Here is a 23,050-nt window from a genome sequence, read left to right on the forward strand (position 1 = left end):
CATAGTAATAGTAGTAGGGCTTGTGGATTAGTGGATATGTTAAGAAAATCCTTTTGTGCCAAAGTTATACACATGTGGATAAACTGTTGATGCTGTGTATTACTTTTAAACATTATCCACAATTACGAATAAAATGTTTATGACGTTTATTATTAATTAATGCTTTTTATACCATAATAACTTGTCACTATTTTTATTTCCCACTTTATCATTTCATAATCTGTTGTATAACAGTTTTCAACTTTTATCTTATTGGTTGCGAATTTCTTTTTCTAAATCTTCAACTTCTTGTTTAAAAATTGTATCGGCTTTAATATCTTTAGCGATTTTTTCGTGCGCGTGAATCACTGTCGTATGATCTCGACCACCGAATTCTTCACCAATCTTAGGTAATGAAAAATCAGTAAGTTCTCTTGATAAATACATCGCGATTTGACGTGGATAAGCAATTGATTTTGTACGTTTTTTTGCGCTGAAATCTTCGATGCGAACGTTGTAGTAGTGTCCAACGACTTTTTGAATATCTTGAATTGTAATTTTTTTAGATTTAGGAACTTGAATAATATCTTTGAGCGCTTCTGCTGCTAATTCAGTCGTTATAGGTCTTCCTTGAAGTTTAGAATAGGCAAGCAAACGTGTGAGTGCGCCTTCTAATTCACGGATGTTTGATTGAATTTGATTAGCAATATAATTTAAAGCTTCAGCAGGAATTTCTAAATTCTCTTCTTCGATTTTTTTCTGAAGAATCGCCATACGTGTTTCATAATCAGGGGGAGTAATATCAACGATTAATCCCCATTCGAAACGTGAACGTAAACGGTCTTCTAATTTTGCAATTTCTTTAGGTGGACGGTCACTTGAAATGACAATTTGCTTCTTATTTTGATGTAATTCATTAAATGTATGGAAGAACTCTTCTTGCGTTTGTTCTTTATTCTGAATAAATTGAATGTCATCAATCAGTAACACGTCGATATTTCTATACTTCTCTCTAAAGGCTTCAGGTTCATTGTTACGAATTGATTTGATGAAGTCATTTGTGAATTTTTCACTTGAAGTATATAGTACTTTAGCATTTGGTTGATTGCTAAGAACATGATGACCGATCGCATGCATAAGATGTGTCTTACCAAGACCAACGCCACCATATATAAATAGAGGGTTATATGCTTGTGCTGGTGCTTCAGCAACTGCAAGACTTGCTGCATGTGGAAATCTATTGCCAGGTCCAATGACGAAAGTATCAAATGTATTGTGAGTATTGAATTGATCTGTGCCTTCATGACCATCTTCAATGATTTGACGTTGAGGTTCGCTTGGCGTGTTAGATTTACGACTTGTCTCATCAAGTTCAGCTAATTGTTCAGCAGTGAAAAATTTGGGTTCAACTTCATAACCAATAATATCTTTCATAATTGTTTGGATTACTTCTTTGTAGTTTGAATTTAACCATTCTGCGTAAAATTCATGAATTACAAAGATGATTGCAACATTATCACGTATTTCTTTGAGTTCTGTATCTTTCAAAAAAGTATTAAATGTCGATTTAGATATTTCTGATTCAGCAACTTCTAATACTTTTTTCCAAATTTCTTGTTCTGACATAAAATAAACTCCATCTTCTTTTAAATTTAGGACTTATACACAGATATTTAGACAAGTGGATAAAAATAATCACAGCATGTTAATAATTATCCACAAGTTAATAACATTCAGTGGATAACTTTATGTATGCTATGATTTATTCACACTAAATACGTATATAAAATCAATAAATAAATCCTTTAAAAATAATGAGTTAGACGACTTATCCACATAATTATACTTTTTAACTTAGAGAGATGTCAAATAGGTGTGAATATGTTGTTAAACTTGGTATAAATCTGTTAATAGTGAATATATTATCCACAGAAATTTGAATCTCGTATGTGTATAAGTGGATAATTTTAAAAACTCAACTTTATGTACTACAACAGCTTTGGGAAATAATTTATAAAGATGAATTTAAAATGAATAAAGTGTGTAAGACGCACGTATAGCGAAATGTATAAATATTAAAAAAATGGATGTTGACGAGTGGTTAAAAAAATAACATCTTAATGCAAATGCTGCTTGCTTTATAAATAGTAATTTGTTATATTGTAGTAGTTGCTTGAATTATGACTAGATAAAATTGAATTAAAACAAGAATTCTGATATCAGAAATTATAATTTATCTATTAAAATAATCAGGATCACTACAAGAGCGAGTGAGCTGGATAAATATGTAGATGGAGGTGTTTTGCATGGTAAAACGTACTTATCAACCAAATAAACGTAAACATAGTAAAGTTCATGGTTTCAGAAAACGCATGAGCACTAAAAATGGCCGTAAAGTTTTAGCACGTCGTCGTCGTAAAGGCCGTAAAGTTTTATCAGCATAAGATCACTGACTTCTCAGTGGTCTTTTTTTTCGTTTGAATAGGTATAAATTGAGATACGCTATATCAAAACTAACTTAACTAAGATGGCAAAGAATAAAATAAGCGAGTGATGTGAACGTGGAGAAAGCTTACCGTATAAAAAAGAACACTGATTTTCAAACGATTTATAAAAGAGGAAAATCGGTAGCAAATAGACAGTTTGTTGTTTATACCTATAATAGTAATAAAGATCATTTTCGATTAGGTATTAGTGTATCTAAAAAATTAGGCAATGCAGTGACTCGAAATAGAATTAAACGTGCGATAAGGGAGAATTTCAAAATTCATAAAGAAGATATTATTGCACGTGATATTATCGTTATTGCTAGGCAACCAGCTAAGGATATGACTACACTTGAAATCCAGGGTAGCTTAGAACATGTATTAAAAATTGCAAAGGTCTTTAATAAAAAGATTAAATAAGAGGGTAGGGGAGTTTTAGACGCCCGTTAGTCTGAGGTTAGACAAACCGAAGTCTTACCTTATGAGCGAAAAATCAACTTATTAGCAATTTTTATAGAAGCAAATTACAATGTTATAATGAAATTTTACTTGAATAAGGAGGCGAGGATAATCATGGATTTTGATACGATAACAAGTATTTCAACACCTATGGGTGAAGGAGCAATCGGTATTGTCCGTTTATCTGGACCACAAGCCGTTGAAATTGGAGATAAGCTATATAAAGGAAAGAAAAAGTTAGAAGACGTAGATTCACATACGATTAATTATGGTCATATCGTAGATCCTGAAACAAATGAAGTTGTTGAAGAAGTTATGATATCTGTACTAAGAGCACCAAGAACATTTACACGCGAGGACATTATTGAAATTAATTGTCACGGTGGTATTTTAACAATTAATCGAATATTAGAACTTACAATGACGCATGGTGCAAGAATGGCAGAGCCAGGCGAATATACAAAGCGTGCATTCTTGAACGGGCGTATCGATTTATCACAAGCTGAAGCTGTTATGGACTTTATTCGTTCTAAAACAGATCGTGCTTCTAAAGTTGCCATGAACCAAATCGAAGGGCGACTAAGTGATTTAATTAAGCGACAACGTCAATCCATTTTAGAAATTCTCGCGCAAGTAGAAGTGAACATTGATTATCCCGAATACGACGATGTTGAAGATGCTACAACTGAGTTCCTATTAGAGCAATCTAAAAAGATTAAAAACGAAATTAATCTATTATTAGAAACTGGAACACAAGGTAAAATTATGAGAGAGGGTCTTTCAACCGTTATCGTTGGTAAACCAAATGTAGGGAAATCGTCAATGTTAAATAACCTTATTCAAGATAATAAAGCCATCGTAACTGAAGTTGCAGGTACAACTCGTGACGTTTTAGAAGAATACGTCAATGTTAGAGGTGTACCATTAAGATTGGTAGATACTGCAGGTATTCGTGACACTGAAGATATCGTTGAAAAAATTGGTGTCGAACGTTCACGCAAAGCCTTAAGTGAAGCAGATCTAATCTTATTTGTATTAAATAACAATGAGCCATTGACACAAGAAGATCGTACATTATATGAAGTTATTAAAAATGAAGATGCCATTGTAATTGTTAACAAAACTGATTTAGAACAAAACTTAGATATAAATGAAGTAAAAGAAATGATTGGTGATACACCACTTATCCAAACATCTATGCTTAAACAAGAAGGTATTGATCAACTAGAATTACAAATACGAGATTTATTCTTTGGTGGCGATGTTCAAAACCAAGATATGACGTATGTATCTAATTCAAGACATATCTCTTTATTAAAGCAAGCTAGAAATGCTATTCAAGATGCGATTGATGCAGCTGAATCAGGTATTCCTATGGATATGGTTCAAATTGACTTAACGCGTACTTGGGAATTATTAGGTGAAATTATTGGTGAATCTGCTAGTGATGAATTGATTGATCAACTATTTAGTCAATTCTGCTTAGGAAAATAATAGTTTCTACCTTATAGCTATGTAACGTTTAAGAAATGATAAATATTAAAGAAACTGAGACGGTAGGAAGTCTTATTTATAAAAATAAAGACAAAGGAAATTTAAAGGAGGTCAATTAGGTGGTTCAAGAATATGATGTAATCGTCATTGGTGCTGGACATGCAGGTATTGAAGCAGGTTTGGCATCTGCAAGACGTGGCGCAAAAACACTAATGCTAACAATTAATCTAGATAATATTGCATTCATGCCATGTAACCCATCAGTAGGTGGTCCAGCGAAAGGTATTGTCGTTCGAGAAATTGACGCATTAGGTGGACAAATGGCTAAAGCGATTGATAAAACACATATCCAAATGCGTATGTTAAATACTGGTAAAGGACCAGCAGTACGTGCGTTACGTGCTCAAGCAGACAAAGTGTTATATCAACAAGAAATGAAACGTGTCATTGAAGATGAAGATAATTTAGACATCATGCAAGGTATGGTGGATGAATTAATTATTGAAGACAATGAAGTAAAAGGTGTCCGCACAAATATCGGTACTGAATATCGTGCTCAAGCGGTTGTTATTACGACAGGTACATTCTTACGTGGTGAAATAATCTTAGGTAACATGAAATATTCAAGTGGTCCAAATCATCAACTTCCATCTATCACGCTAGCTGATAATTTAAGAGAATTAGGGTTTGAAGTTGTGCGCTTTAAAACGGGTACACCTCCACGTGTAAACGCGAAAACAATTGACTATTCTAAGACGGAAATTCAACCTGGTGATGATGTAGGTCGTGCATTTAGTTTTGAAACTACAGAATATATCCTAGACCAATTACCTTGTTGGTTAACATATACCAATGATCGTACACATAAAGTCATCGATGATAATCTACATTTATCAGCTATGTATTCAGGTATGATTAAAGGAACAGGTCCTCGTTATTGTCCATCAATTGAAGATAAATTTGTACGTTTCAATGATAAACCTAGACATCAACTTTTCCTAGAGCCTGAAGGTCGTAATACAAATGAAGTTTACGTTCAAGGACTTTCAACAAGCTTACCAGAACACGTACAACGTCAAATGTTAGAAACGATTCCTGGTCTTGAAAAGGCAGACATGATGCGTGCAGGTTATGCCATTGAATATGATGCGATTGTGCCAACGCAATTATGGCCAACATTGGAAACTAAAATGATTAAAAATTTATATACGGCTGGACAAATCAATGGTACTTCAGGATATGAGGAAGCGGCTGGTCAAGGTATTATGGCTGGAATCAATGCTGCAGGTAAAGTGCTTGGTACCGGAGAGAAAATCTTAAGTCGTTCAGATGCATATATCGGTGTTTTAATTGATGACTTAGTTACAAAAGGGACGAATGAACCTTACCGCTTATTAACATCTCGTGCAGAATATAGATTATTACTACGTCATGATAATGCTGACTTGCGTTTGACAGATGTAGGTTATGAATTAGGTATGATTTCAGAAGAACGTTACGCGCGTTTTAATGAAAAGCGTCAACAAATTCAAGATGAAATCCAACGTTTAACTGATATTCGTATTAAACCAAATGAACACACACAATCTGTCATTGAGGCAAATGGTGGTTCACGTCTAAAAGATGGCATTCTAGCAATTGATCTATTACGACGTCCTGAAATGACATACAATACAATCTTAGAAATTCTAGAAGAAAGTCATCAATTACCTGAAGCGGTTGAAGAACAAGTTGAAATTCAAACGAAATACGAAGGCTATATCAATAAATCATTGCAACAAGTTGAAAAAGTTAAACGCATGGAAGAGAAAAAAATTCCGGAAGACTTAGATTATAGTAAAGTGGATAGTTTAGCGACTGAAGCTCGTGAAAAATTAGCTGAAGTTAAACCATTGAATATTGCACAAGCATCACGAATCTCTGGTGTTAACCCAGCAGACATCTCAATCTTACTTGTTTATTTAGAGCAAGGTAAATTGCAAAGGGTGAAAAATTAATGAATGGCGTAGAATGGCTAGCTAAAGAATTAAGTGAACATGGAATTGAATTGTCAGATAAACAAAAAGAACAATTTCAAATATATTATCGTTTACTTGTAGAATGGAATGAGAAAATGAATCTCACAAGTATTACAGATGAACATGAAGTTTATTTGAAACATTTCTATGATTCAATTACACCAAGCTTTTATTATGATTTCAATCAGCCTTTAACCATCTGTGATGTTGGTGCAGGTGCAGGTTTCCCAAGTATTCCATTGAAGATTGTTTACCCTGAATTGAAAGTAACCATTGTAGATTCTTTAAATAAACGTATTCAATTTTTAAATCATCTAGCTGCTGAACTTGGCTTAACACAAGTTAGCTTTGTACATGATCGCGCTGAAACATTTGGTAAAGGCGTAAACAGAGAAACGTATGACGTAGTTACAGCACGTGCAGTAGCCAGACTTACAGTGTTAAGTGAATTGTGCCTTCCTTTAGTTAAAAAGGGTGGCCAGTTCATCGCATTGAAGTCTTCTAAAGGAGAAGAAGAATTAGAAGAAGCACAATTTGGGATTAGTATATTAGGTGGCGTCTTTAGTGACTCTTATACATTTGATTTACCAGAAGATGCTGGTGAACGACAAATGATTATTATAGATAAACGTCGTCAAACATCTAAAAAATATCCTAGAAAACCTGGTACGCCTAATAAATCTCCTTTACTAGAAAATTAATAGCACCTACATGTTAAAATTAATTTTAAGAGGAGTGAATGGATAATGAAAAAGCCTTTTTCAAAATTATTTGGATTGAAAAATAAAGATGACATCGTTGGATACATTGAAGAAGATCGCAATTCTAGCGTCGAATCCATTCAAATTGAGCGTATTGTACCTAACCGTTATCAACCAAGACAGGTGTTTGACTCAAGTAAGATTACTGAACTTGCTGAATCTATTGACGAGCATGGTTTATTACAACCCATCGTTGTAAGACCGATTGAAGAGAATATGTACGAAATTATTGCGGGTGAACGACGTTTCAGAGCACTACAGTCACTGCATAAATCTCAAGCAGATGTCATTATACGTCATATGAATGATGAAGAAACAGCAGTTGTAGCATTAATTGAGAATATTCAACGTGAAAATTTATCTGCTGTTGAAGAAGCGGAAGCTTATAAAAAGCTTCTTGAGATTGGTGGCACAACGCAAAGTGAATTAGCTAAAAGTTTAGGTAAAAGTCAAAGTTTTATCGCAAATAAATTGCGACTATTGAAATTAGCACCTAAAGTGATTAGTCGTTTAAGAGAAGGCAAGATTACTGAGCGTCATGCTCGTGCTGTCTTATCTCTTAAAGAGGACGATCAAGAAAAGCTAATTGAACAAGTGATTAGCCAAAAATTAAATGTTAAACAAACAGAGGCACGTGTTAAACAGAAAATTGGACCAGAAAAAGTAAAAGCGCAATCTTTCCAATTCTCCAAAGATTTAACACAAGCACGTGACGAAGTTGGAAAAAGCATTCAAGCTATTGAACAAACTGGTATACGTGTAGAACAACGTGATAAAGAACATGATGATTATTACGAAATTAAAATAAAAATTTATAAAAAATAAGTAACTAAGTGTATGACTTATCATTTCTTAAAAAATAAATATAAAGAAATAAATTGAATTAATATTTTAGGTTTTAGGGCTAATTTCATGAAGTGATCTATTAGCCCTATTTTTTTGTATTTGGGATTAGTGTTTATCAAATATAGTTGAAAAAAGGGGGGTGCTACGACCTCCCTTTTTTCATTTAGACATAACTATGTTATCAATTTTTAAAAAATTAGAACATAAGAGGAAACACGCATTTATACTAAGAAAAATTATTGATGTTGTGAAGAATACTTAACCAAACTTGAAGACGAATGTTAGCATAGCGTGAACTATTAAGCCAAATATTTGATAAGTTTAGTTTTGGTATTGTTAAGATTTCCTAAGTTCAACATATACAAAGTAAAAACTACTTATAACTTTTTCCAAAGGTTTCATAAGTTAGCCAGCTTATTAGTAGAAATATGATTGCTATAGTTGTAACTAGATTACTTTGTAAAAATGGGAAGATATCTTGATGTGTAGCTAATCGAATACCTCTTAGTACAAAATTGAAAATTAAAATAATTAAGCCTAATAATCCTATGACTTCTCCAATACTAAAAAGTAGTGGGTGTTTTAGTTTCTTACTGTCTTCAACGATTTTATCTTTCAAAAAATCATCTCCTTTTAGAAGTTCATCTACAGTAATATCAAATACTTCACTTAATTCTATAAGCGTTTCGATATTTGGATAACCTTTTTCAAGCTCCCATTTTGATATAGATTGTCTACTGATATTAATTTTATTTGCTAGATCCTCTTGAGATAAATTAAGCCTTTTTCTTTCCTGTTTAAGTTTTTCGTGAAATTTCATTAAGTTATCCTCCTGTGTTTTAAATTTAAAACTTTTTAGAGTTGATTATAAGAATGTCATGGTTGCACTATGTAACCGTATAGTTGCATTAGGTAAATTTAAAGATATTACTACATATATTTATAAATAAATAACTTAAAGAGATGGAAATAATGAGATTTTACAAATGCCAATCTTTAAAAAGGTATTAGTCAAAGATATGATAAAAACTCTAATTGATTAACAAAATTGTTAGCTATTTTTCTATTTAGTATTTAAAAAATGTTCATTTTTCCAACCATTCCGTATTCTATTTTTTGTTCAATTCCTTGTGGTTCTAAGGATTTAAATTTTAAGACAACGGGAGTTGAAAATGGCGTTCGGTGTATTATTACAATACCCTTTTCTGTACTTATATATGTCTCTATATCAACGTTTTAGGGGTTAGAGAAGAGGCTTAACTATGCTAAGTGCCATCTATGACATCGTTCTCTCTTATACTGTTGTCGTGGAATACGAAATATCCTTTGAAAATAAAATGAGAGAATTGCTTATGCTAAATTTCTATCACTTCGAATAGTATTCTGCATAACCTAAGTATTTGCACAAATGCTTAAAGTAAATATTATTATTTTTATCTACCCATTCATTTTGGATGGATAATTCAAAACGATCTTTTAATAATACATACATAATTTTGGTTTCTGCTGACATTTTCTTAAAATATGCATCTTCAAATAAATATTTTGTTTGATACGACAATCATTTTTATTACAAAGTGCTGTTTACATAGCTAATAAATAGATTTACAATATTATTAAACGAAACGTATCGTTTAATAATTAAAGAAGAAGGGTTTATTGTGTTCGGAATATCCATTTCTAGTGCTATTCTTCATTTTGTTATTGGAGGTCTTGCAGTGGCAATTGCATCTATAATGGCTGAGAAGGTCGGTGGTAAAATGGGTGGCATTATCGCTACTATGCCGGCAGTCTACTTAGCAGCAATTATAGCCCTTGCGATAGATCATCGTGGCAATCAATTAGTTCAAATGTCAATTCATCTTAGTTCTGGTGCAATTATTGGGATTATATCGTGCATCATAACAGTCTTTCTAACGTCTCTTTATATTAGTAAAAGAGATTATAAAAGAGGTACAGGATTTGCATTAATATGTTGGCTTGTAATTTCTCTAGGTATATTTGTTGTTAGACATATGAATTAATCATTGGAGGCTTTTGTAATGAAATTAGCATTAATTAAATTCTTGGTTGGAGGATTAGCTGTTACACTTAGTTATATTATTTCTGTTATTTTACCTTGGAAAGAGCTCGGTGGCGTCTTTGCTACATTACCTGCAGTATTCTTAGTTTCATTGTTTATAACAGGAATGCAACATGGCGATGTCATTGCTAAGCACGTAAGTAGAGGTGCAGTGTTTGGCATGACGGGCGTACTTATTAGTATATTAGCAACATGGGCGATGCTTTATTTTACAAATCATTGGCTACTTAGTATTGTTATTGGATTTATTGCATGGTTTGTAAGTGCAGTAATTATTTTTGAAGCGGTTGAATTTATTTCGCATTTAAGAAGGGGAAAACATGGCTGGAAGACCGAAAGATCCGACAATCAATCATAAAATTTTTAATGAATTAGATCGAATGTTGGCTACGACACATTTTAGAGACATCACCATCGATCAAATTTCTGAAAACACAGGTGTGTCTAAAGCTACAATATATCGACGTTGGAAAGATAAATCTTCAATTATTGTAGATATGTTCGTGAGTAGAACACAGATTTTTGAAAATGAAAATAAAGATCTATACACAGGATTGTACCAATATTTAGTAAAGATAATGGATATTTATAAAACCAATCTTGGACGAGCGGTTATTGAAATATTGATTAGTAATCAACAAAACGACGCTCGTGAATTATTTATGCAAGGTTATTTTAAAAATAACCGTAAGATATTAAAATCTATCATAGCACATCACATAAAAGAAGAGGATCAAGATTTATTTATAGATATGATTTTCTCACCAATTTATTTCAATATTTTAATTAAACCGGAAACACTTGATGAAGCATATATTGAAAAAATGCTAGACGTTATCTTAAAATCTTTTAATCAATAATATCTTAATTAACAAAAGGAACTGCGTTTAAATAAATAGCGCAGTTCCTTTTTTAGACGTCGGGAAGTCTTATAAATACTGATAAATCAGCATGTAAAAGGACTTTGACAATGAAAAAGATGCGAATGACAAAGAAATTTGGTAGTTTTTTATATGAAGAAACGTTTCTATGGAGTTGAAGTGAGATACAACTATTAATGTCTATCTTGCTTCTAATCTAGGCAAGATTAATCTAAATGGTTAAGGAGTTATGGGTGATGGAAATCGGTCAACAAATTCGTAAATATAGAGGAAAAGAAAATTATTCCCAAGAGTACCTAGCTGAGAAATTATACGTTTCAAGACAAACGATTTCTAATTGGGAGAATGAAAGAAGTTATCCAGATATCCATAATTTATTAATGATGTGTACATTATTTAATGTTTCATTAGATGATCTTGTCAAAGGAGACGTGAAACGTATGGAACATGAAGAAATTAAAAAAGACATGGATTTTTGGACGTGGATGATGCTAATTTGGATGTTATTAGCATGTGTTTTAATAGGACCGCTTTTATTTTATTTAAGTTGGTGGGGTGTTGCGATTACCTATGTCATTTTTTCTATAGGTTTTTATAGTTCAACAAGGATAGATAAAATTAAATATAAACACGGCATGGATAATTACGATCGAATCGTAGCTTTTATGAATGGTCAAGATCCTAATGAAGTTCAGACTACTAAAACACGCAATTTCATTACGAGTATCTTATCATTTATCTTTGTAGTAGGGGCATTTGTAATCATATGCTGGTTGAGTATTTATCTATCATTTAAATTTTTACCATAACAAGTTAAATGGCCTATGAAACGCAATGCTTCATAGGCCTTTAGTAATTATAAGTGATTATTTATTACGTAATCTTCTTCTACCAATTAATAATACACTACCTAAACCTGCAAACATTGTTGCTAATAATGATTTATTCATATTAGCGTCGTCGCTACCAGTATTTGGTAGGTGTTTCGGTTGATTTGGTTGTTTAGGTGTTGGTGGCACATGATGTATCGGTGGCACACCTGGTTTTTCAGGTGGGTTGCCTGGCGGGTTAACTGGAGGTTGACCCGGTGTTTTAGGCGGATTATGTGATGGCTTGTTTGGCGTTGGTGGTACGGGAGGTTTAACAGTGTTGTTAAACTCAGTATCATTTACTCCAACGGATTTACCGCCTGAACTGTTGTAAGTTACAGTTGCTTGTAAATTACCTGTTTCTGGATTTTCAGTAACTACCACTGTTGCCGTAATTACCATTGTATCGTAAGCAATATTTGTGTCTGTTCCCACTTTTTCAGAGATTTGGTAAACGTAAGTGCCCACTTTATTGAATTTAATTGGTAAGAAATTCACTTTACCATTCGCATCATTTGTTGCTGATTGTACTGGATGATCAGGATTGTTTAAATCCGTTAAGATGAATGTGTAATCTCCACCTTTAAGTTGACCACCTTCTAATTTCTTAGTCACTTTGAATTCAAAGTTTACTGGTACTGATTTTACTTTGTTTACACGTTTTTCTGATGGTTTAGGAGGTGGTACTTCATTGCCACCTTTGGCTGGGTTAAAGAACTGAACAGATTGGTTCGCTACGTTAGTGATGTCCTTGTTTGCTTTGGCACTGTCTTTAATGACCCCGACAATATCTAATTTGTAGTAACGCCCAAATGGAATTTGCGCATTATCTAACACATGATCTTTAACTAGACTTTCTTTAGATGTAGCTGTGATGACACCATTCTCATCTATAATATCAAATAAGTTTGTAACGTCTTGTCCAGTAATACCGTCATATACCTTAATACTTTGAACATCTATGCTTGTTTCATCATAGTCATCAGTAATGCCTAATTTATTAATTTTGTTCTCTGATGTTAAGTGCGTTGTATCTAACCAAACTTGATACACAATTTTATCGCCACGATTAAGTGTTTTAGTATTGATGTTTTCTGGTTCGTTATTAGTTGTTTGATCCGCGTAAGGATTCACATTAGTATCTGCATATTTATTAGATAATTCACTATCATCATCTAATAATTTGCTTCCTGTAATATCATATTTCTCCACTGATAAATCAAATTTTTCAGGTTGGAATACCGGTGTTGGTGGTGTTGGCGGAACAAATGTATTGTTAAATTCAGTATCTGCTGGCGCAATGGATGTTGCTGTAAGTACATGTAAATCTTTAGTGATATTCACAGTTACAATTGCTTTCATAGCATCACTATTTATATTCGGTAAGTTACTAGGAACTTCTTCAACAGTATACGTGAAGGTCTTACCGGCATCGGCATTTGTATAAGTTGGACGTTTACCTTCAATAAAGTTGAAATTAATTTGACCTGTCGCATTATTTGTACCAGTAGCGATAACTTCGCCGTCAGCATTTTTCATAGTGAATTGAAACTCTTCATTATTCAACGGACGACCAACTAAAGATTTTGTAAAATGAACATCAAAGTCTAATTGCTTCGGTGCTACGTAATAGTTAGTGAATGCCTGATTATTATCATCATCTGAATCATATGCATAACTTACATTGGCATTTAAGATGCCATTTTCTTCAGTTACTATAACAGTCGCTGTAATCGTTAATGGTTCAGCATCGAAATTTGGGTTGAGATTTGCTTTATTTTCAGTAATTGTATAGGTATAAGTGCCTGGTTTTGTAAATGAAATCTTATCAAATGTAACTGAACCATCTGCTGCGTTCGTTTTTGATTGTGAAGCCTCTGGAATAGCAGGCGAATTAGGTCCTGCTACGATATTGAAAGTGAATTCTCCTTCAGCTAGCGTGTGTTCGCCTTTAACTACTTTATTTGCTTTTAAAGTGACTTCAACAGGGTCAATTGCTGTGTAGTAATAAATAATTGGATGCGCTTTAGCTAATAAGTTTTGTAAACGGAAGTTACTTCCACGTCCTACCTGTACACCGTTTATTGATTGATTAGGCGCAAATATATTACCTACAGCACCTTCGCCAGCACTAGCTGCTTGAATAAGAAATGGTAAATCGTATCCAGGTATATAGATTTGTTTACCTAAATCATTTTTATTTCTTTCACCAGGTCTTAACGTTGCTTCATACACTTTGACATAATTTGTTGTATCGATGCCTGTGTTTTTCGCAGATTCAGACATGTGATCCGCTGATAATGTCCAAATTTCAATACGTGTTGTATTATCTTCTCCGATAATTTCTTTGATACGTTTGACACCACCATTATTCGTTTCAGCATCCACGTATCTTAATCCGACTTGATATGGACGAGCCATTGGACCAGTCATATGATTAGGCTCAGCACTTTGATATAATTTGTAACCTTCAAATTCTCGTGAGTTTGAAGCGGTATAGATTTGTCCATCCAATCCTTTAATCGTGTAGTGAGCTAGTTCTTTTTCAGTGAAATCTGGTTGATATGTTTGAGCGTTTATATCGGTTTTATTTGCTTGATAAGTAGGGTTATTCTTATTAACAACACGATAATAAGTCGTTTCAGGAACAATGTGCGGTACATAATATTGTGGGTCAGTAATTGTTGTTCCTTCGTTCGCTTGGTTAAATAAATCGTAAATTTGTATACCACTTCGTTTATCTTCTAAGCTACCATTAGCATCTATTTCAAAACGTGCTCTAATTGTTGAAACCGTGTTTTTGAATGAGTCTAACGTATTTAAAAAAGTAAAATTAATATGTCCATATTTAGCTTTTTGAGGGTCGCGAGCAGCTACTGCTCTTTCTAAAGAATTTTCACCAATGGATACAGTACCAGGTGAATTGATTTGTTTCGTTTCCACTACAGAATTTGTCTCACCGTTAACTAACTCAATCGTTACGTCATTAGAGTCGTCGTAGGGTTTAGATAAACGATAGTAATATTTAGTTTGATATGCAGCATTAAATTCTTTAAGATCTGTTATCGCAAATGTAAATTGATTTGGATCAGGACTTTTTTCAAATACGACGTTTGGTGTTGGGATAGTATTTGAATCTTTAGGTTGTGGAGTGACAACATCTCTACTTTTAACAGATGCGCCATTGGCATCATCCATATTAGGTGTTGCAGTTGTCGTTGTGTCCTCTAGAACGCCTTCTGAAGCAATTGGTGACGTTGCAGAACGACGTGACCGCGTATGTGTTGTTGTCTTCTCTACTTGAGATGAAGCGGCAATGATTTGTGCCTTTGCTTTTTCTTTAACTGAGTTAGTCGTCTTACTAGTTGTTTGTGGTTGCGTTTCTGTTTTTGTTGTATTTTCTATATTTTTCAGGGGAATAGATTGAGATGGTGAAGCTGTATTTTGTACGTCTTCATGCGTTGAATTATTGACTTTCTTTTCAAAAGATTGTTGATTGGAAGCTGTGTCCGTTGTTGACGTACTATTATGTAATTCACTTGCATGAGCTACATCTTGAAAGCCAATAAATAAAAAGGCACCTAATAATACGGAGCCTGTTCCTATTGAAAACTTTCGAATAGAGAAGCGATACTTTGTTTTTTGTTGCATAACTTGATGTCCTTTCTTAGATGAATAAAATATTTCTGTCAATTTAATTATAAAATATATAAAATAAAAAACAATATTAATATATAATAATCATAATTATTAAAATAAAATGAAAAAGGGTAGGGAGTGGGACAGAATTCTTTTTAAATTCGTCGTCCCACCCCCGCAAGGATGACTAGAAATGAAAAAAGCTTGATTTAAGCGCATTTTCAGTTCAGTCAGCTACTGCGAATTTGCAAAATAGCTTCATCATATTATTTATGTCCCAGGCTCTACCCCAACTTGCTTAGCTTGTAGAATTTCTTTATGAAATTCTTTGTGTTGGGGCCCCGAACTTGCTTAGCTTGTAGAATTTCTTTGTGAAATTCTTTGTGTTGGGGCCCCGAACCCCGTATATATGACTAGAGCTGAGAAACGCTTGATTTAAAGCACTTTCTCAGCTCAGTCAACTACATTCTATTTGCAATGTAGCCATTTAATATATATTTGTTCAAAACACTTTGTTTTTTAATATTAGTTATTATTCTTTTCTTCATAACGCTTTAGAATATAACCACCACCAAGTAAGCCTACTGGCACTCCAATAAAGGGTGTCGCAATGCCACTTAAGATGAAGACGATAAGTACTAGCATAAGACCGTTAAACCAATTGACTTTCAAACTTAATAAATCCTCGTAAGATTTGCGAATTAATTCTTTAATATTCATTTAAACAACGTCCTTTCTTTTCAATTATTAAATAGAGTGTTTTACAATTCGATTTGCATGGATAAATGAGATTGCTGCAAAGATAAGGTAAACAAGTGAATAAACAATCATCACAATGATAATCGGTGTTGGAGAGTATTCTCCCATTAGTTTCATAAATACCATTGCAGCAAATAGTGCGTGTAATAATGCGATGATTAAAGGTAAACCGAAGTTGAATAGAATCTTTAATGCTAGACCTTTCGTCATATCCGTGTGTGTGAAGCCGATACGTCTTAATATGCGATAATTGTTAATTTCATCTTCAGTTTCATCCATTTGTTTAATATAGATAATACATCCCGCTGCGATGAGAAACGCTAATCCTAAGAATGATGTGACAAACATTAGAATACCGTTACTTTCATCTAGCATTTTCTTCGTGTCATTTTTTAATTCAACATTTGCACTTACTTTCTGAGCTAGTTTTTCCGCTTTAGAGAGGTCTTTATGATCTTTGATATTAAAACCGTAATGATGCATTAGTTGGTCCTTCATTTTCAATTTATTGAAATTATCTGGACTTACTTTTAAGACAGGACCACCTATAGAAACGGTCGACGGAATTACCTCATTGTCATTCTTTTTATTCACGTTTAATGTCATTTTTTGTTGACCTTGAAGTGTCATATCTTCATTCGTATGAACACTTACAATGCCAGAAAGCGGTCCTTGTAGGTTAGTAATGGTAGCATGGTTACCTTTAATATTTTTATCTGGCATAACAACGATACCCGTATTTTGCATACCTTCATTTGTTTTACTTTTTAAGGCATCATTTTTAAATAATTTCGAATTACTACCTTCAAAAGTTTTCGTGTCATATTGAATATGATTTTGTTTTAATAGTTTTTCATACTTTTGAGCTGATTGCGCTTTAGTAAAGTTAACATCTTGAGGTGAGGATACTTGAATCATATAATCTGTATTTGCTTTGCTAATTGCACCAAAACATAGAATAGTTACTGTCACTGCTGAAATAATAGCAATAATTGTTAGTGACATCGCATTTTTCTTCATGCGATGCATAATTGATGAAGTAAATACGACATCTGTAATTGAAATGCGTCCATGTTTAGACTTTTTCAGTGATTTAAATATGATAGATACTGAACTTCTAAAGAATAGATAAGCCCCCACAACGGTTAGAAACAGAATTAAGAAAGGTGTGATTAAGACCATTGTTAAAGCTTCGAACTTACCAAACATCTCAGTAGAAATATAATATCCAAAGATGATCATGATAATGCCTAGAATACCGGCAATAAGTTCAGGGACGGTAATTTTAGCTTTAGTAGCTTCTGATTTAGTACTATCTTTCATCATTGACAAAATGGTTCTTCTTTTTAGGAAAAGAAAGTTTTGGAACATAATCAAGATAAATGCTAGTACGAGCATCACAATTGTTTGTATCAATGCAGGAAATTCAAATCCGATTGAGACACCTACTTTCAAATGCATCATCTTCACTAAAATATTGAGTAGAATTTCAGAGCCTACAATACCAATTAAAATACCTATGATGCCAGTAATAACAAAGAATGTGAACTGTTCAATAGCTAGCATTCTTAAAATATTTTGTCGTGTTAGTCCGATAAGTTGAAATAGCGCAAATTCTCGTGTTCTACGTTTAATAAATAATTGGTTCGCATACATTAAGAAAATAATAATTGTAATAAATAGGAAAACTGCGCCTACTTTAGCACCTTCTTGGATTACTTTTGGAGAACCACCATTATTAATACTATGTGTGTACTGTAAAGTGACAAAGCTAAAGTATAAAATAATACTAAAAATGAGTGAAAAGAGATACAGTGCATAATTTTTAAAATTACTTTTTAAGTTTTTGAGTGTAATTTGATTAAACGTCATTTGCGACACCACCTAAGGCTGACTGTAATTGAATGATTTCATCATAAAATTCACGTTTAGATTTATCTTCTTGATGGATTTCTGAATGAATATTGCCATCTTTTAACATAATGACACGCTGTGCGAAACTCGCTGCAGATGGGTCATGAGTTACCATGATGATCGTGCTATTGAATCGCTCGTTCATATCTTCTAGACGGTTGAGTAAGTCTTGCGCACTTTTCGAATCAAGTGCTCCTGTCGGTTCATCGGCAAAGATAATAGACGGTTTATGAACGAAAGCACGTGCGGCAGCGGTACGTTGTTGCTGACCACCTGATATTTCGCTTGGATATTTATCGCTTAACTCATAAATACCGAGTGCTTCAGTGACTTCTTTATAATTTTGTTCCATCTCATCTTTACTTACTTTTTGAACGGATAGTGGCAACATAATATTTTCTTTAACGGTTAAGGTAGGTAACACGCTATAATCTTGGAAGATAAATCCAAGTTCTTTCTTACGAAATTGTGCTAACTGCTTATCTTTGAGTTGATTAATTTCATTGCCACTTACTTCTACAGTTCCTCCAGAAATACTATCGATGGAACTAATGACATTGAGGAGGGTAGTCTTACCTGAACCTGAAGGTCCCATAATAGCGACGAATTCTCCTTTATCCACTGAAAAGTTGATGTCGTTTAGGGCTTTATACTTTTGCTTATTTCCATATACTTTTGATAAATGATTGACGTTTAAAATTGGCATGTCGATCGCACTCCTTGTTTGATTTATAATTTTTCTTTTGCTTTAGTTGGAATTTCTGATTTTTTAACTTCTTCGTATGACAGAATTGTGTGAGATTTTTCGCGTACAATTAAGTAATGATTTTGTTTTAATTTTTTTGATGCTGTGTATTCAATTTTTTTAGATTTACCATCTTTCGTGTAACCAGTTTGATTGTAATGATAGATATAGAAGTCTTTTTCTTTATCAACGACTTCCACTTTAGATGGTTTCTGAGTCTTAACGTAATATTCATATGTTGGGGCTAAAGGATTGAGTTTGTTCCAGTCATTGATTGAATGATTGTTAGGGTGTTGATTGGAATAAGCATTTAATCCAAACAATCCTCCGATAACGATAATTGCAATGACAGCAATTGCAATGAATATATTTCTTAAGGTTTTCAATATCATCACTCCTTGTTTCTATTACACTTATAATTGTAGAAGGGTTGCGTCGCTACTGCCTTTATCTAACCTTACAAAGTCGATGTCATTTCTTACGAATATGAAAGATTGGGTTATTTTTTGAAAATGTAAGTAAGAAGGCATTCTTAAATGTGATAACTTGAATAGTAATCTTGTGAGAGGTTTGTTACGATGAAGCTATCAATAAGCACATTGAGGATGATTTTCTTGATGAGCTTAATTTTCAAAACGAAGTAAATTGACTAGCGTTACGGTTTTTAAAGATGAGTGAAACGACTTTGCAATATATTTGTGATAAAGTAAGTTGTGTTTATAAAAGATGATAGGCGGGGTTTAATTGAAAAAAGAGATAATTGAATGGATTGTAGCCATTGGTGGCGCACTCTTAATTGTAGGTATTGTATTAAAGTTTATTGGAACATCATACACAGTATCAGGTTCTTCGATGTATCCAACTTTCCAAGATAGAAATAAAGTGATAGTTAGTAAGATTTCGAAAACATTGAACCACATTGATAATGGTGATGTCGTTGTCTTCCATGAAGATGCACAACGTGATTTTATTAAGCGTGTGATTGGTACGCCAGGTGATAAAGTTGAGTATAAAGGTGATCAATTATATGTTAATGATAAAAAGGTATCAGAGCCTTATTTAGATTATAATAAGAAGCATAAACAAGGTAAGTATTTAACAGGTACATTAAAAACTAGTCAATTTAATGGCGCAAATGGTAAAAATAAAATTCCTAAAGATAAGTATTTAGTTTTAGGTGACAACAGACAAAATAGTGTAGATAGCCGTTTTGCTGAAGTTGGTTTAGTAGATAAGGATCAACTTGTAGGTAAAGTTGTTTTAAGATATTGGCCATTTAATAAATGGGAAGCTGGTTTTAACCCAGGCACATTTTAGAAAAAGCGATTAAATAATTAAAATTTTATTGGCGGTGGAGTCTTAGACTTCATCGCTTTTTTATTTCAGTTTAGCCAAGGCAATATTTAGATTATTATATTAAATACGCATATCTAAATAATGCTTTTTAAAATATATAATTATTTTGATAAAAAGTTTAAAATAATGTAGAAAGCAACACAAAATAAATGATATACTTTTTGAAGATTTAAAAAATAATAAAATTGGAGGGATTCCTATGCAATGTCCAAATTGTGGAAATGCTATCGAACCTAACGATTTATTTTGTGGTGAGTGTGGCCATAAAATAGATAGACAGTCTCAGACTATTAATTCTGCTGAAAAAGATATCTCTAATGCTGAAGCTAATGGCAGACGACACGATTCAACTGAATCATTAGGTGAAGGTAACGAAACGACATTAAATCAAAGTAATCATTTATCAAGAACAAACGAATCGAAACAGGATAAACATTCTAATGAAGAAGGTAAAGTGCGAGATCATCAGCATGTACCTGAACATACTACATCGACACAACAACATCAAATGCATCAACCTCAATCAAATCAGCACCAACAACCTCACAACAATGCATCACATACATATCACAATCAACAACAATACGATCAGTCATATTCAAACCATCAACAACCACAACAATCAAGCCAATTTAGTGACCATGCAAAAGAAGTGACAGAAGAAAGTAAAGGTTTCTTTAAAAGTGCTTTCGCTTCACCTGATCAAGTACTAAAAAGCCAACAAGCATTTAGTTTTAAATTGTTATTTTCTTTAATCATTGTCGGTTTATTAGTCGTAGCACTGTTACTTGCTATTGTAATTCCTTCATCAGTTGGAATGTTTGAAACACCGAAAAGCCAAATTATCTTTTCTGTTATTTTAGGTGTCATTTTATTCCTAGCAGTGATAGTGGGAGCAACATATGGTATTACGCGCTTAGTAGTTAGACAGCCAATTACATTTAAAAAAGTACTGTCAGATTTTGTACTTATTAATAGTGTTTCAGTCGCAGTACTATTGATTGCACTTATTTTAATATTCGCTAATTCTTTTAGCTTTGGTGGCGCATTATTTATGTTATCCATTTTATTAATCGTTGTTTCAGGTGTTTACATGATTGCCAAATATAGTGCAAATCATCATACTCGCTTTTCAAGTTTTTACGGTGTGATTATTTACATTATTGTCTTCGTCTTGTTTGTGACTATTTTCGGTGAATCTTTATTTAACCAAATTTTTGGAAACTTAATCAGTGAGTTCAATAATCTATTTGATGGGAGTTCGATTTACTAATGAAATATTGTAGTAATTGCGGTCAACCTCTTCGCGAAGGTGTGAAGGTATGTACAAATTGTGGGAAACCCGTTCAACAATCTAAAACAAATCACTCTAACACACAGCAAGATCATCACAACCAAAGTCGACAAGATAAGCATGAGCAGCATCAATATCAAGGGTATAATAACCATAATCAAAACGGTTATGCCGACAGACATGATCAACAACCGCGTAAAGGCGATAATAAAAAGACTTGGATTATTATTGCAGTTATAGCTGTATTGCTAATTGCTTTGATCGTTGCATTTTCAGTATTAAAAAATCAATTTTCTCCGGAAAAGCAAGCATCTAATATTGCACAAGCAATCAAGAAAGATGACGAAAAGGCATTAGCCAAAGAAGTTACAACTCAAAATGACCAAAAATTAAGCAAACAAGAAGCACGCGCATATTTAAACTACATCAAAACAGAAGATGACTCAAATAATGTCGGTAGTAATGTAGAACAAAGCGCGAAAGAAATTAAAGATAATCGTTATAATAATTTATCTGTAGATACTAATGAAAATAGTGTGTTAAATATTTCAAAGGATGGCAAGAAATTCCTATTTTTTGATAATTATTCATTCAATGTTCCACAAAAATCAGTGAGCATTTATCCAAGTAGTAGTGGAGATATTACTTACGAATACAATGGTAAGAAGCGTACGACAACGGTTACAGAGGATGATGAAAAAACGTTAGGTACGTTCCCAATTGGTGATTACAATTTAAAAGCAACAAAAGACATCGATGGTAAGAAATTCAAAGGTGCGTTAATGATTAACATGAGTGATGATGCTACCGCTTATGAATCATTTAAACAAAAACGTTTCACAGTTAGCGTTGATGGCGGCTATATGTTAAACAATGTGAAAATATACGCGAATGATAAAGAAATCGGAAGTGAATCATCTTCTGAAACATTTGGACCATATGACCCTGATGAAGAAGTAACCGTTTATGCACAAGGTACTTATGAAGGTAAAACGTTCAAATCAGATTCTGTTAATGTGACTAGTTCTGGGGAAGACGATGATGACGTAACAGATGTCACAGTTACGTTTGATGATGATGAGATTGATAAGTATATCGATGACAAAATGGATGCTGAGTCTGATAGTGATAGCGATGATTCTGATTCAAGTTCAGGCGAAGTGACACGTGATAACGTCATTGATAAAGTAGAATCATACGAAGGTCATACGTTAGATACGGATACTTACACATACAAAGAACCAGAAAAAACAGATGATGGTAAATGGGGCTTCTCATTTACTGACAAAGACGGAGATTTAGCCGGATCATATACCGTTGACACTGACGATGGTTATGTAACTGAATACGATGAAGATGGTGAAGAAGTCGGTTCAGGTTATTAATAAATTAATAGCGATTATGATAATGAGGTTTAGCGATTAAATTTAATTGCTCAGCCTTTTTTATAAAGTTTTAAATCAATTT

The 23,050-nt window shown here is 33.2% G+C and carries 20 protein-coding genes and 1 pseudogene; 13 read left to right on the top strand and 8 right to left on the bottom strand.

The genetic code is table 11. The annotated features are described in order from the left end of the window. Positions 1-249: 249 nt before the first annotated feature. On the bottom strand, positions 250-1,605 hold the full coding sequence (dnaA, locus tag SBL15_RS08020) for a chromosomal replication initiator protein DnaA (protein ID WP_107611648.1): 1,356 nt from the start codon (positions 1,603-1,605) through the stop codon (positions 250-252). Positions 1,606-2,285: 680 nt separating this feature from the next. Between dnaA and rpmH the strand changes: the two genes are divergently transcribed. The 6 genes from rpmH to noc all read left to right on the top strand — a co-directional run bounded on the left by rpmH (position 2,286) and on the right by noc (position 8,022). Then, positions 2,286-2,423 (top strand): 50S ribosomal protein L34, encoded by a 138-nt coding sequence (gene rpmH, locus SBL15_RS08025; protein WP_000240855.1) that lies wholly within the window; start codon positions 2,286-2,288, stop codon positions 2,421-2,423. Between the two features lie 111 nt (positions 2,424-2,534). Next, complete coding sequence (rnpA, locus tag SBL15_RS08030) at positions 2,535-2,885, top strand: ribonuclease P protein component (RefSeq protein WP_160380507.1); 351 nt, start codon at positions 2,535-2,537, stop codon at positions 2,883-2,885. A 153-nt stretch (positions 2,886-3,038) separates the two neighbouring features. Continuing rightward, positions 3,039-4,418 (top strand): tRNA uridine-5-carboxymethylaminomethyl(34) synthesis GTPase MnmE, encoded by a 1,380-nt coding sequence (mnmE, locus tag SBL15_RS08035; protein WP_053016916.1) that lies wholly within the window; start codon positions 3,039-3,041, stop codon positions 4,416-4,418. A gap of 119 nt (positions 4,419-4,537) precedes the next feature. Continuing rightward, positions 4,538-6,415: a tRNA uridine-5-carboxymethylaminomethyl(34) synthesis enzyme MnmG gene (mnmG, locus tag SBL15_RS08040; protein ID WP_011276914.1), complete on the top strand. Its 1,878-nt coding sequence runs from the start codon at positions 4,538-4,540 to the stop codon at positions 6,413-6,415. Further along, positions 6,415-7,137 carry a 16S rRNA (guanine(527)-N(7))-methyltransferase RsmG gene (gene rsmG, locus SBL15_RS08045; protein ID WP_107611647.1) on the top strand — a complete coding sequence of 241 codons (723 nt, stop codon included), beginning with the start codon at positions 6,415-6,417 and terminating at the stop codon, positions 7,135-7,137. Before mnmG ends, rsmG begins: the two co-directional genes overlap by 1 nt. A 45-nt stretch (positions 7,138-7,182) precedes the next feature. Further along, entirely contained in the window at positions 7,183-8,022 is an 840-nt protein-coding gene (noc, locus tag SBL15_RS08050) for a nucleoid occlusion protein (protein ID WP_053041805.1), read from the top strand. 394 nt (positions 8,023-8,416) lie between these two features. Here noc and SBL15_RS08055 read toward each other — a convergent pair whose 3' ends face one another. Further along, on the bottom strand, positions 8,417-8,863 hold the full coding sequence (locus SBL15_RS08055) for a helix-turn-helix domain-containing protein (RefSeq protein WP_107611646.1): 447 nt from the start codon (positions 8,861-8,863) through the stop codon (positions 8,417-8,419). Positions 8,864-9,424: 561 nt separating this feature from the next. Continuing rightward, positions 9,425-9,589, bottom strand: a pseudogene (locus SBL15_RS08060) (replication initiator protein A); the annotation flags it as partial. Positions 9,590-9,704: 115 nt separating this feature from the next. On the opposite strand from SBL15_RS08060, the gene SBL15_RS08065 reads away from it, so the two are divergent. The 4 genes from SBL15_RS08065 to SBL15_RS08080 all read left to right on the top strand — a co-directional run bounded on the left by SBL15_RS08065 (position 9,705) and on the right by SBL15_RS08080 (position 11,816). After that, positions 9,705-10,067 carry a DUF3147 family protein gene (locus SBL15_RS08065; RefSeq protein WP_016930935.1) on the top strand — a complete coding sequence of 121 codons (363 nt, stop codon included), beginning with the start codon at positions 9,705-9,707 and terminating at the stop codon, positions 10,065-10,067. 18 nt (positions 10,068-10,085) lie between these two features. Then, a complete protein-coding gene (locus SBL15_RS08070) occupies positions 10,086-10,484 on the top strand; it encodes a DUF3147 family protein (RefSeq protein ID WP_053016914.1) in 399 nt (132 codons plus the stop codon). Beyond that, positions 10,447-10,986, top strand: coding sequence for a TetR/AcrR family transcriptional regulator (locus SBL15_RS08075; protein WP_107611931.1), 540 nt, complete (start codon positions 10,447-10,449; stop codon positions 10,984-10,986). Before SBL15_RS08070 ends, SBL15_RS08075 begins: the two co-directional genes overlap by 38 nt. Before the next feature lie 257 nt (positions 10,987-11,243). After that, positions 11,244-11,816, top strand: a complete 573-nt coding sequence (locus SBL15_RS08080) for a helix-turn-helix domain-containing protein (RefSeq protein WP_107611930.1) — start codon at positions 11,244-11,246, stop codon at positions 11,814-11,816. Between the two features lie 57 nt (positions 11,817-11,873). Here SBL15_RS08080 and SBL15_RS08085 read toward each other — a convergent pair whose 3' ends face one another. From SBL15_RS08085 to SBL15_RS08105, 5 genes are all read right to left on the bottom strand, one after another. Continuing rightward, complete coding sequence (locus tag SBL15_RS08085) at positions 11,874-15,527, bottom strand: Spy0128 family protein (RefSeq protein ID WP_317955707.1); 3,654 nt, start codon at positions 15,525-15,527, stop codon at positions 11,874-11,876. Positions 15,528-16,040: 513 nt separating this feature from the next. Then, positions 16,041-16,235 (bottom strand): VraH family peptide resistance protein, encoded by a 195-nt coding sequence (locus tag SBL15_RS08090; RefSeq protein WP_053041810.1) that lies wholly within the window; start codon positions 16,233-16,235, stop codon positions 16,041-16,043. Positions 16,236-16,262: 27 nt separating this feature from the next. Further along, positions 16,263-18,146, bottom strand: a complete 1,884-nt coding sequence (locus tag SBL15_RS08095) for an FtsX-like permease family protein (protein WP_107611928.1) — start codon at positions 18,144-18,146, stop codon at positions 16,263-16,265. Beyond that, on the bottom strand, positions 18,136-18,894 hold the full coding sequence (locus SBL15_RS08100; protein WP_053016909.1) for an ABC transporter ATP-binding protein: 759 nt from the start codon (positions 18,892-18,894) through the stop codon (positions 18,136-18,138). The genes SBL15_RS08095 and SBL15_RS08100 overlap by 11 nt, the downstream gene beginning before the upstream one ends. Positions 18,895-18,917: 23 nt before the next feature. Beyond that, positions 18,918-19,325: a YxeA family protein gene (locus tag SBL15_RS08105; RefSeq protein WP_107611927.1), complete on the bottom strand. Its 408-nt coding sequence runs from the start codon at positions 19,323-19,325 to the stop codon at positions 18,918-18,920. 352 nt (positions 19,326-19,677) lie between these two features. Between SBL15_RS08105 and lepB the strand changes: the two genes are divergently transcribed. The 3 genes from lepB (at position 19,678) to SBL15_RS08120 (ending at position 22,968) form a co-directional block, all read left to right on the top strand. Continuing rightward, the gene (gene lepB, locus SBL15_RS08110; protein ID WP_053018869.1) at positions 19,678-20,250 is read left to right on the top strand and encodes a signal peptidase I; all 573 of its coding nucleotides are present in this window, start codon (positions 19,678-19,680) and stop codon (positions 20,248-20,250) included. A 238-nt stretch (positions 20,251-20,488) separates the two neighbouring features. After that, positions 20,489-21,562, top strand: a complete 1,074-nt coding sequence (locus tag SBL15_RS08115) for a zinc-ribbon domain-containing protein (RefSeq protein ID WP_317955709.1) — start codon at positions 20,489-20,491, stop codon at positions 21,560-21,562. After that, positions 21,562-22,968: a zinc ribbon domain-containing protein gene (locus tag SBL15_RS08120; protein ID WP_107611925.1), complete on the top strand. Its 1,407-nt coding sequence runs from the start codon at positions 21,562-21,564 to the stop codon at positions 22,966-22,968. Before SBL15_RS08115 ends, SBL15_RS08120 begins: the two co-directional genes overlap by 1 nt. The last annotated feature ends 82 nt before the right edge of the window (positions 22,969-23,050 follow it).

It is taken from the genome of Staphylococcus sp. NWU MKU2 (genome assembly GCF_033283605.1).
Taxonomy (GTDB): Bacteria; Bacillota; Bacilli; order Staphylococcales; family Staphylococcaceae; genus Staphylococcus; species Staphylococcus haemolyticus.

Bases quoted from the DNA above. Each gene is read 5' to 3' on its own strand.
- dnaA (WP_107611648.1), bottom strand. From the start codon at position 1,605: ATGTCAGAACAAGAAATTTGGAAAAAAGTATTAGAAGTTGCTGAATCA.
- rpmH (WP_000240855.1), top strand. From the start codon at position 2,286: ATGGTAAAACGTACTTATCAACCAAATAAACGTAAACATAGTAAAGTT.
- mnmE (WP_053016916.1), top strand. From the start codon at position 3,039: ATGGATTTTGATACGATAACAAGTATTTCAACACCTATGGGTGAAGGA.
- rsmG (WP_107611647.1), top strand. From the start codon at position 6,415: ATGAATGGCGTAGAATGGCTAGCTAAAGAATTAAGTGAACATGGAATT.
- noc (WP_053041805.1), top strand. From the start codon at position 7,183: ATGAAAAAGCCTTTTTCAAAATTATTTGGATTGAAAAATAAAGATGAC.
- SBL15_RS08055 (WP_107611646.1), bottom strand. From the start codon at position 8,863: ATGAAATTTCACGAAAAACTTAAACAGGAAAGAAAAAGGCTTAATTTA.
- SBL15_RS08070 (WP_053016914.1), top strand. From the start codon at position 10,086: ATGAAATTAGCATTAATTAAATTCTTGGTTGGAGGATTAGCTGTTACA.
- SBL15_RS08075 (WP_107611931.1), top strand. From the start codon at position 10,447: ATGGCTGGAAGACCGAAAGATCCGACAATCAATCATAAAATTTTTAAT.
- SBL15_RS08080 (WP_107611930.1), top strand. From the start codon at position 11,244: ATGGAAATCGGTCAACAAATTCGTAAATATAGAGGAAAAGAAAATTAT.
- SBL15_RS08085 (WP_317955707.1), bottom strand. From the start codon at position 15,527: ATGCAACAAAAAACAAAGTATCGCTTCTCTATTCGAAAGTTTTCAATA.
- SBL15_RS08090 (WP_053041810.1), bottom strand. From the start codon at position 16,235: ATGAATATTAAAGAATTAATTCGCAAATCTTACGAGGATTTATTAAGT.
- SBL15_RS08095 (WP_107611928.1), bottom strand. From the start codon at position 18,146: ATGACGTTTAATCAAATTACACTCAAAAACTTAAAAAGTAATTTTAAA.
- SBL15_RS08100 (WP_053016909.1), bottom strand. From the start codon at position 18,894: ATGCCAATTTTAAACGTCAATCATTTATCAAAAGTATATGGAAATAAG.
- SBL15_RS08105 (WP_107611927.1), bottom strand. From the start codon at position 19,325: ATGATATTGAAAACCTTAAGAAATATATTCATTGCAATTGCTGTCATT.
- SBL15_RS08115 (WP_317955709.1), top strand. From the start codon at position 20,489: ATGCAATGTCCAAATTGTGGAAATGCTATCGAACCTAACGATTTATTT.
- SBL15_RS08120 (WP_107611925.1), top strand. From the start codon at position 21,562: ATGAAATATTGTAGTAATTGCGGTCAACCTCTTCGCGAAGGTGTGAAG.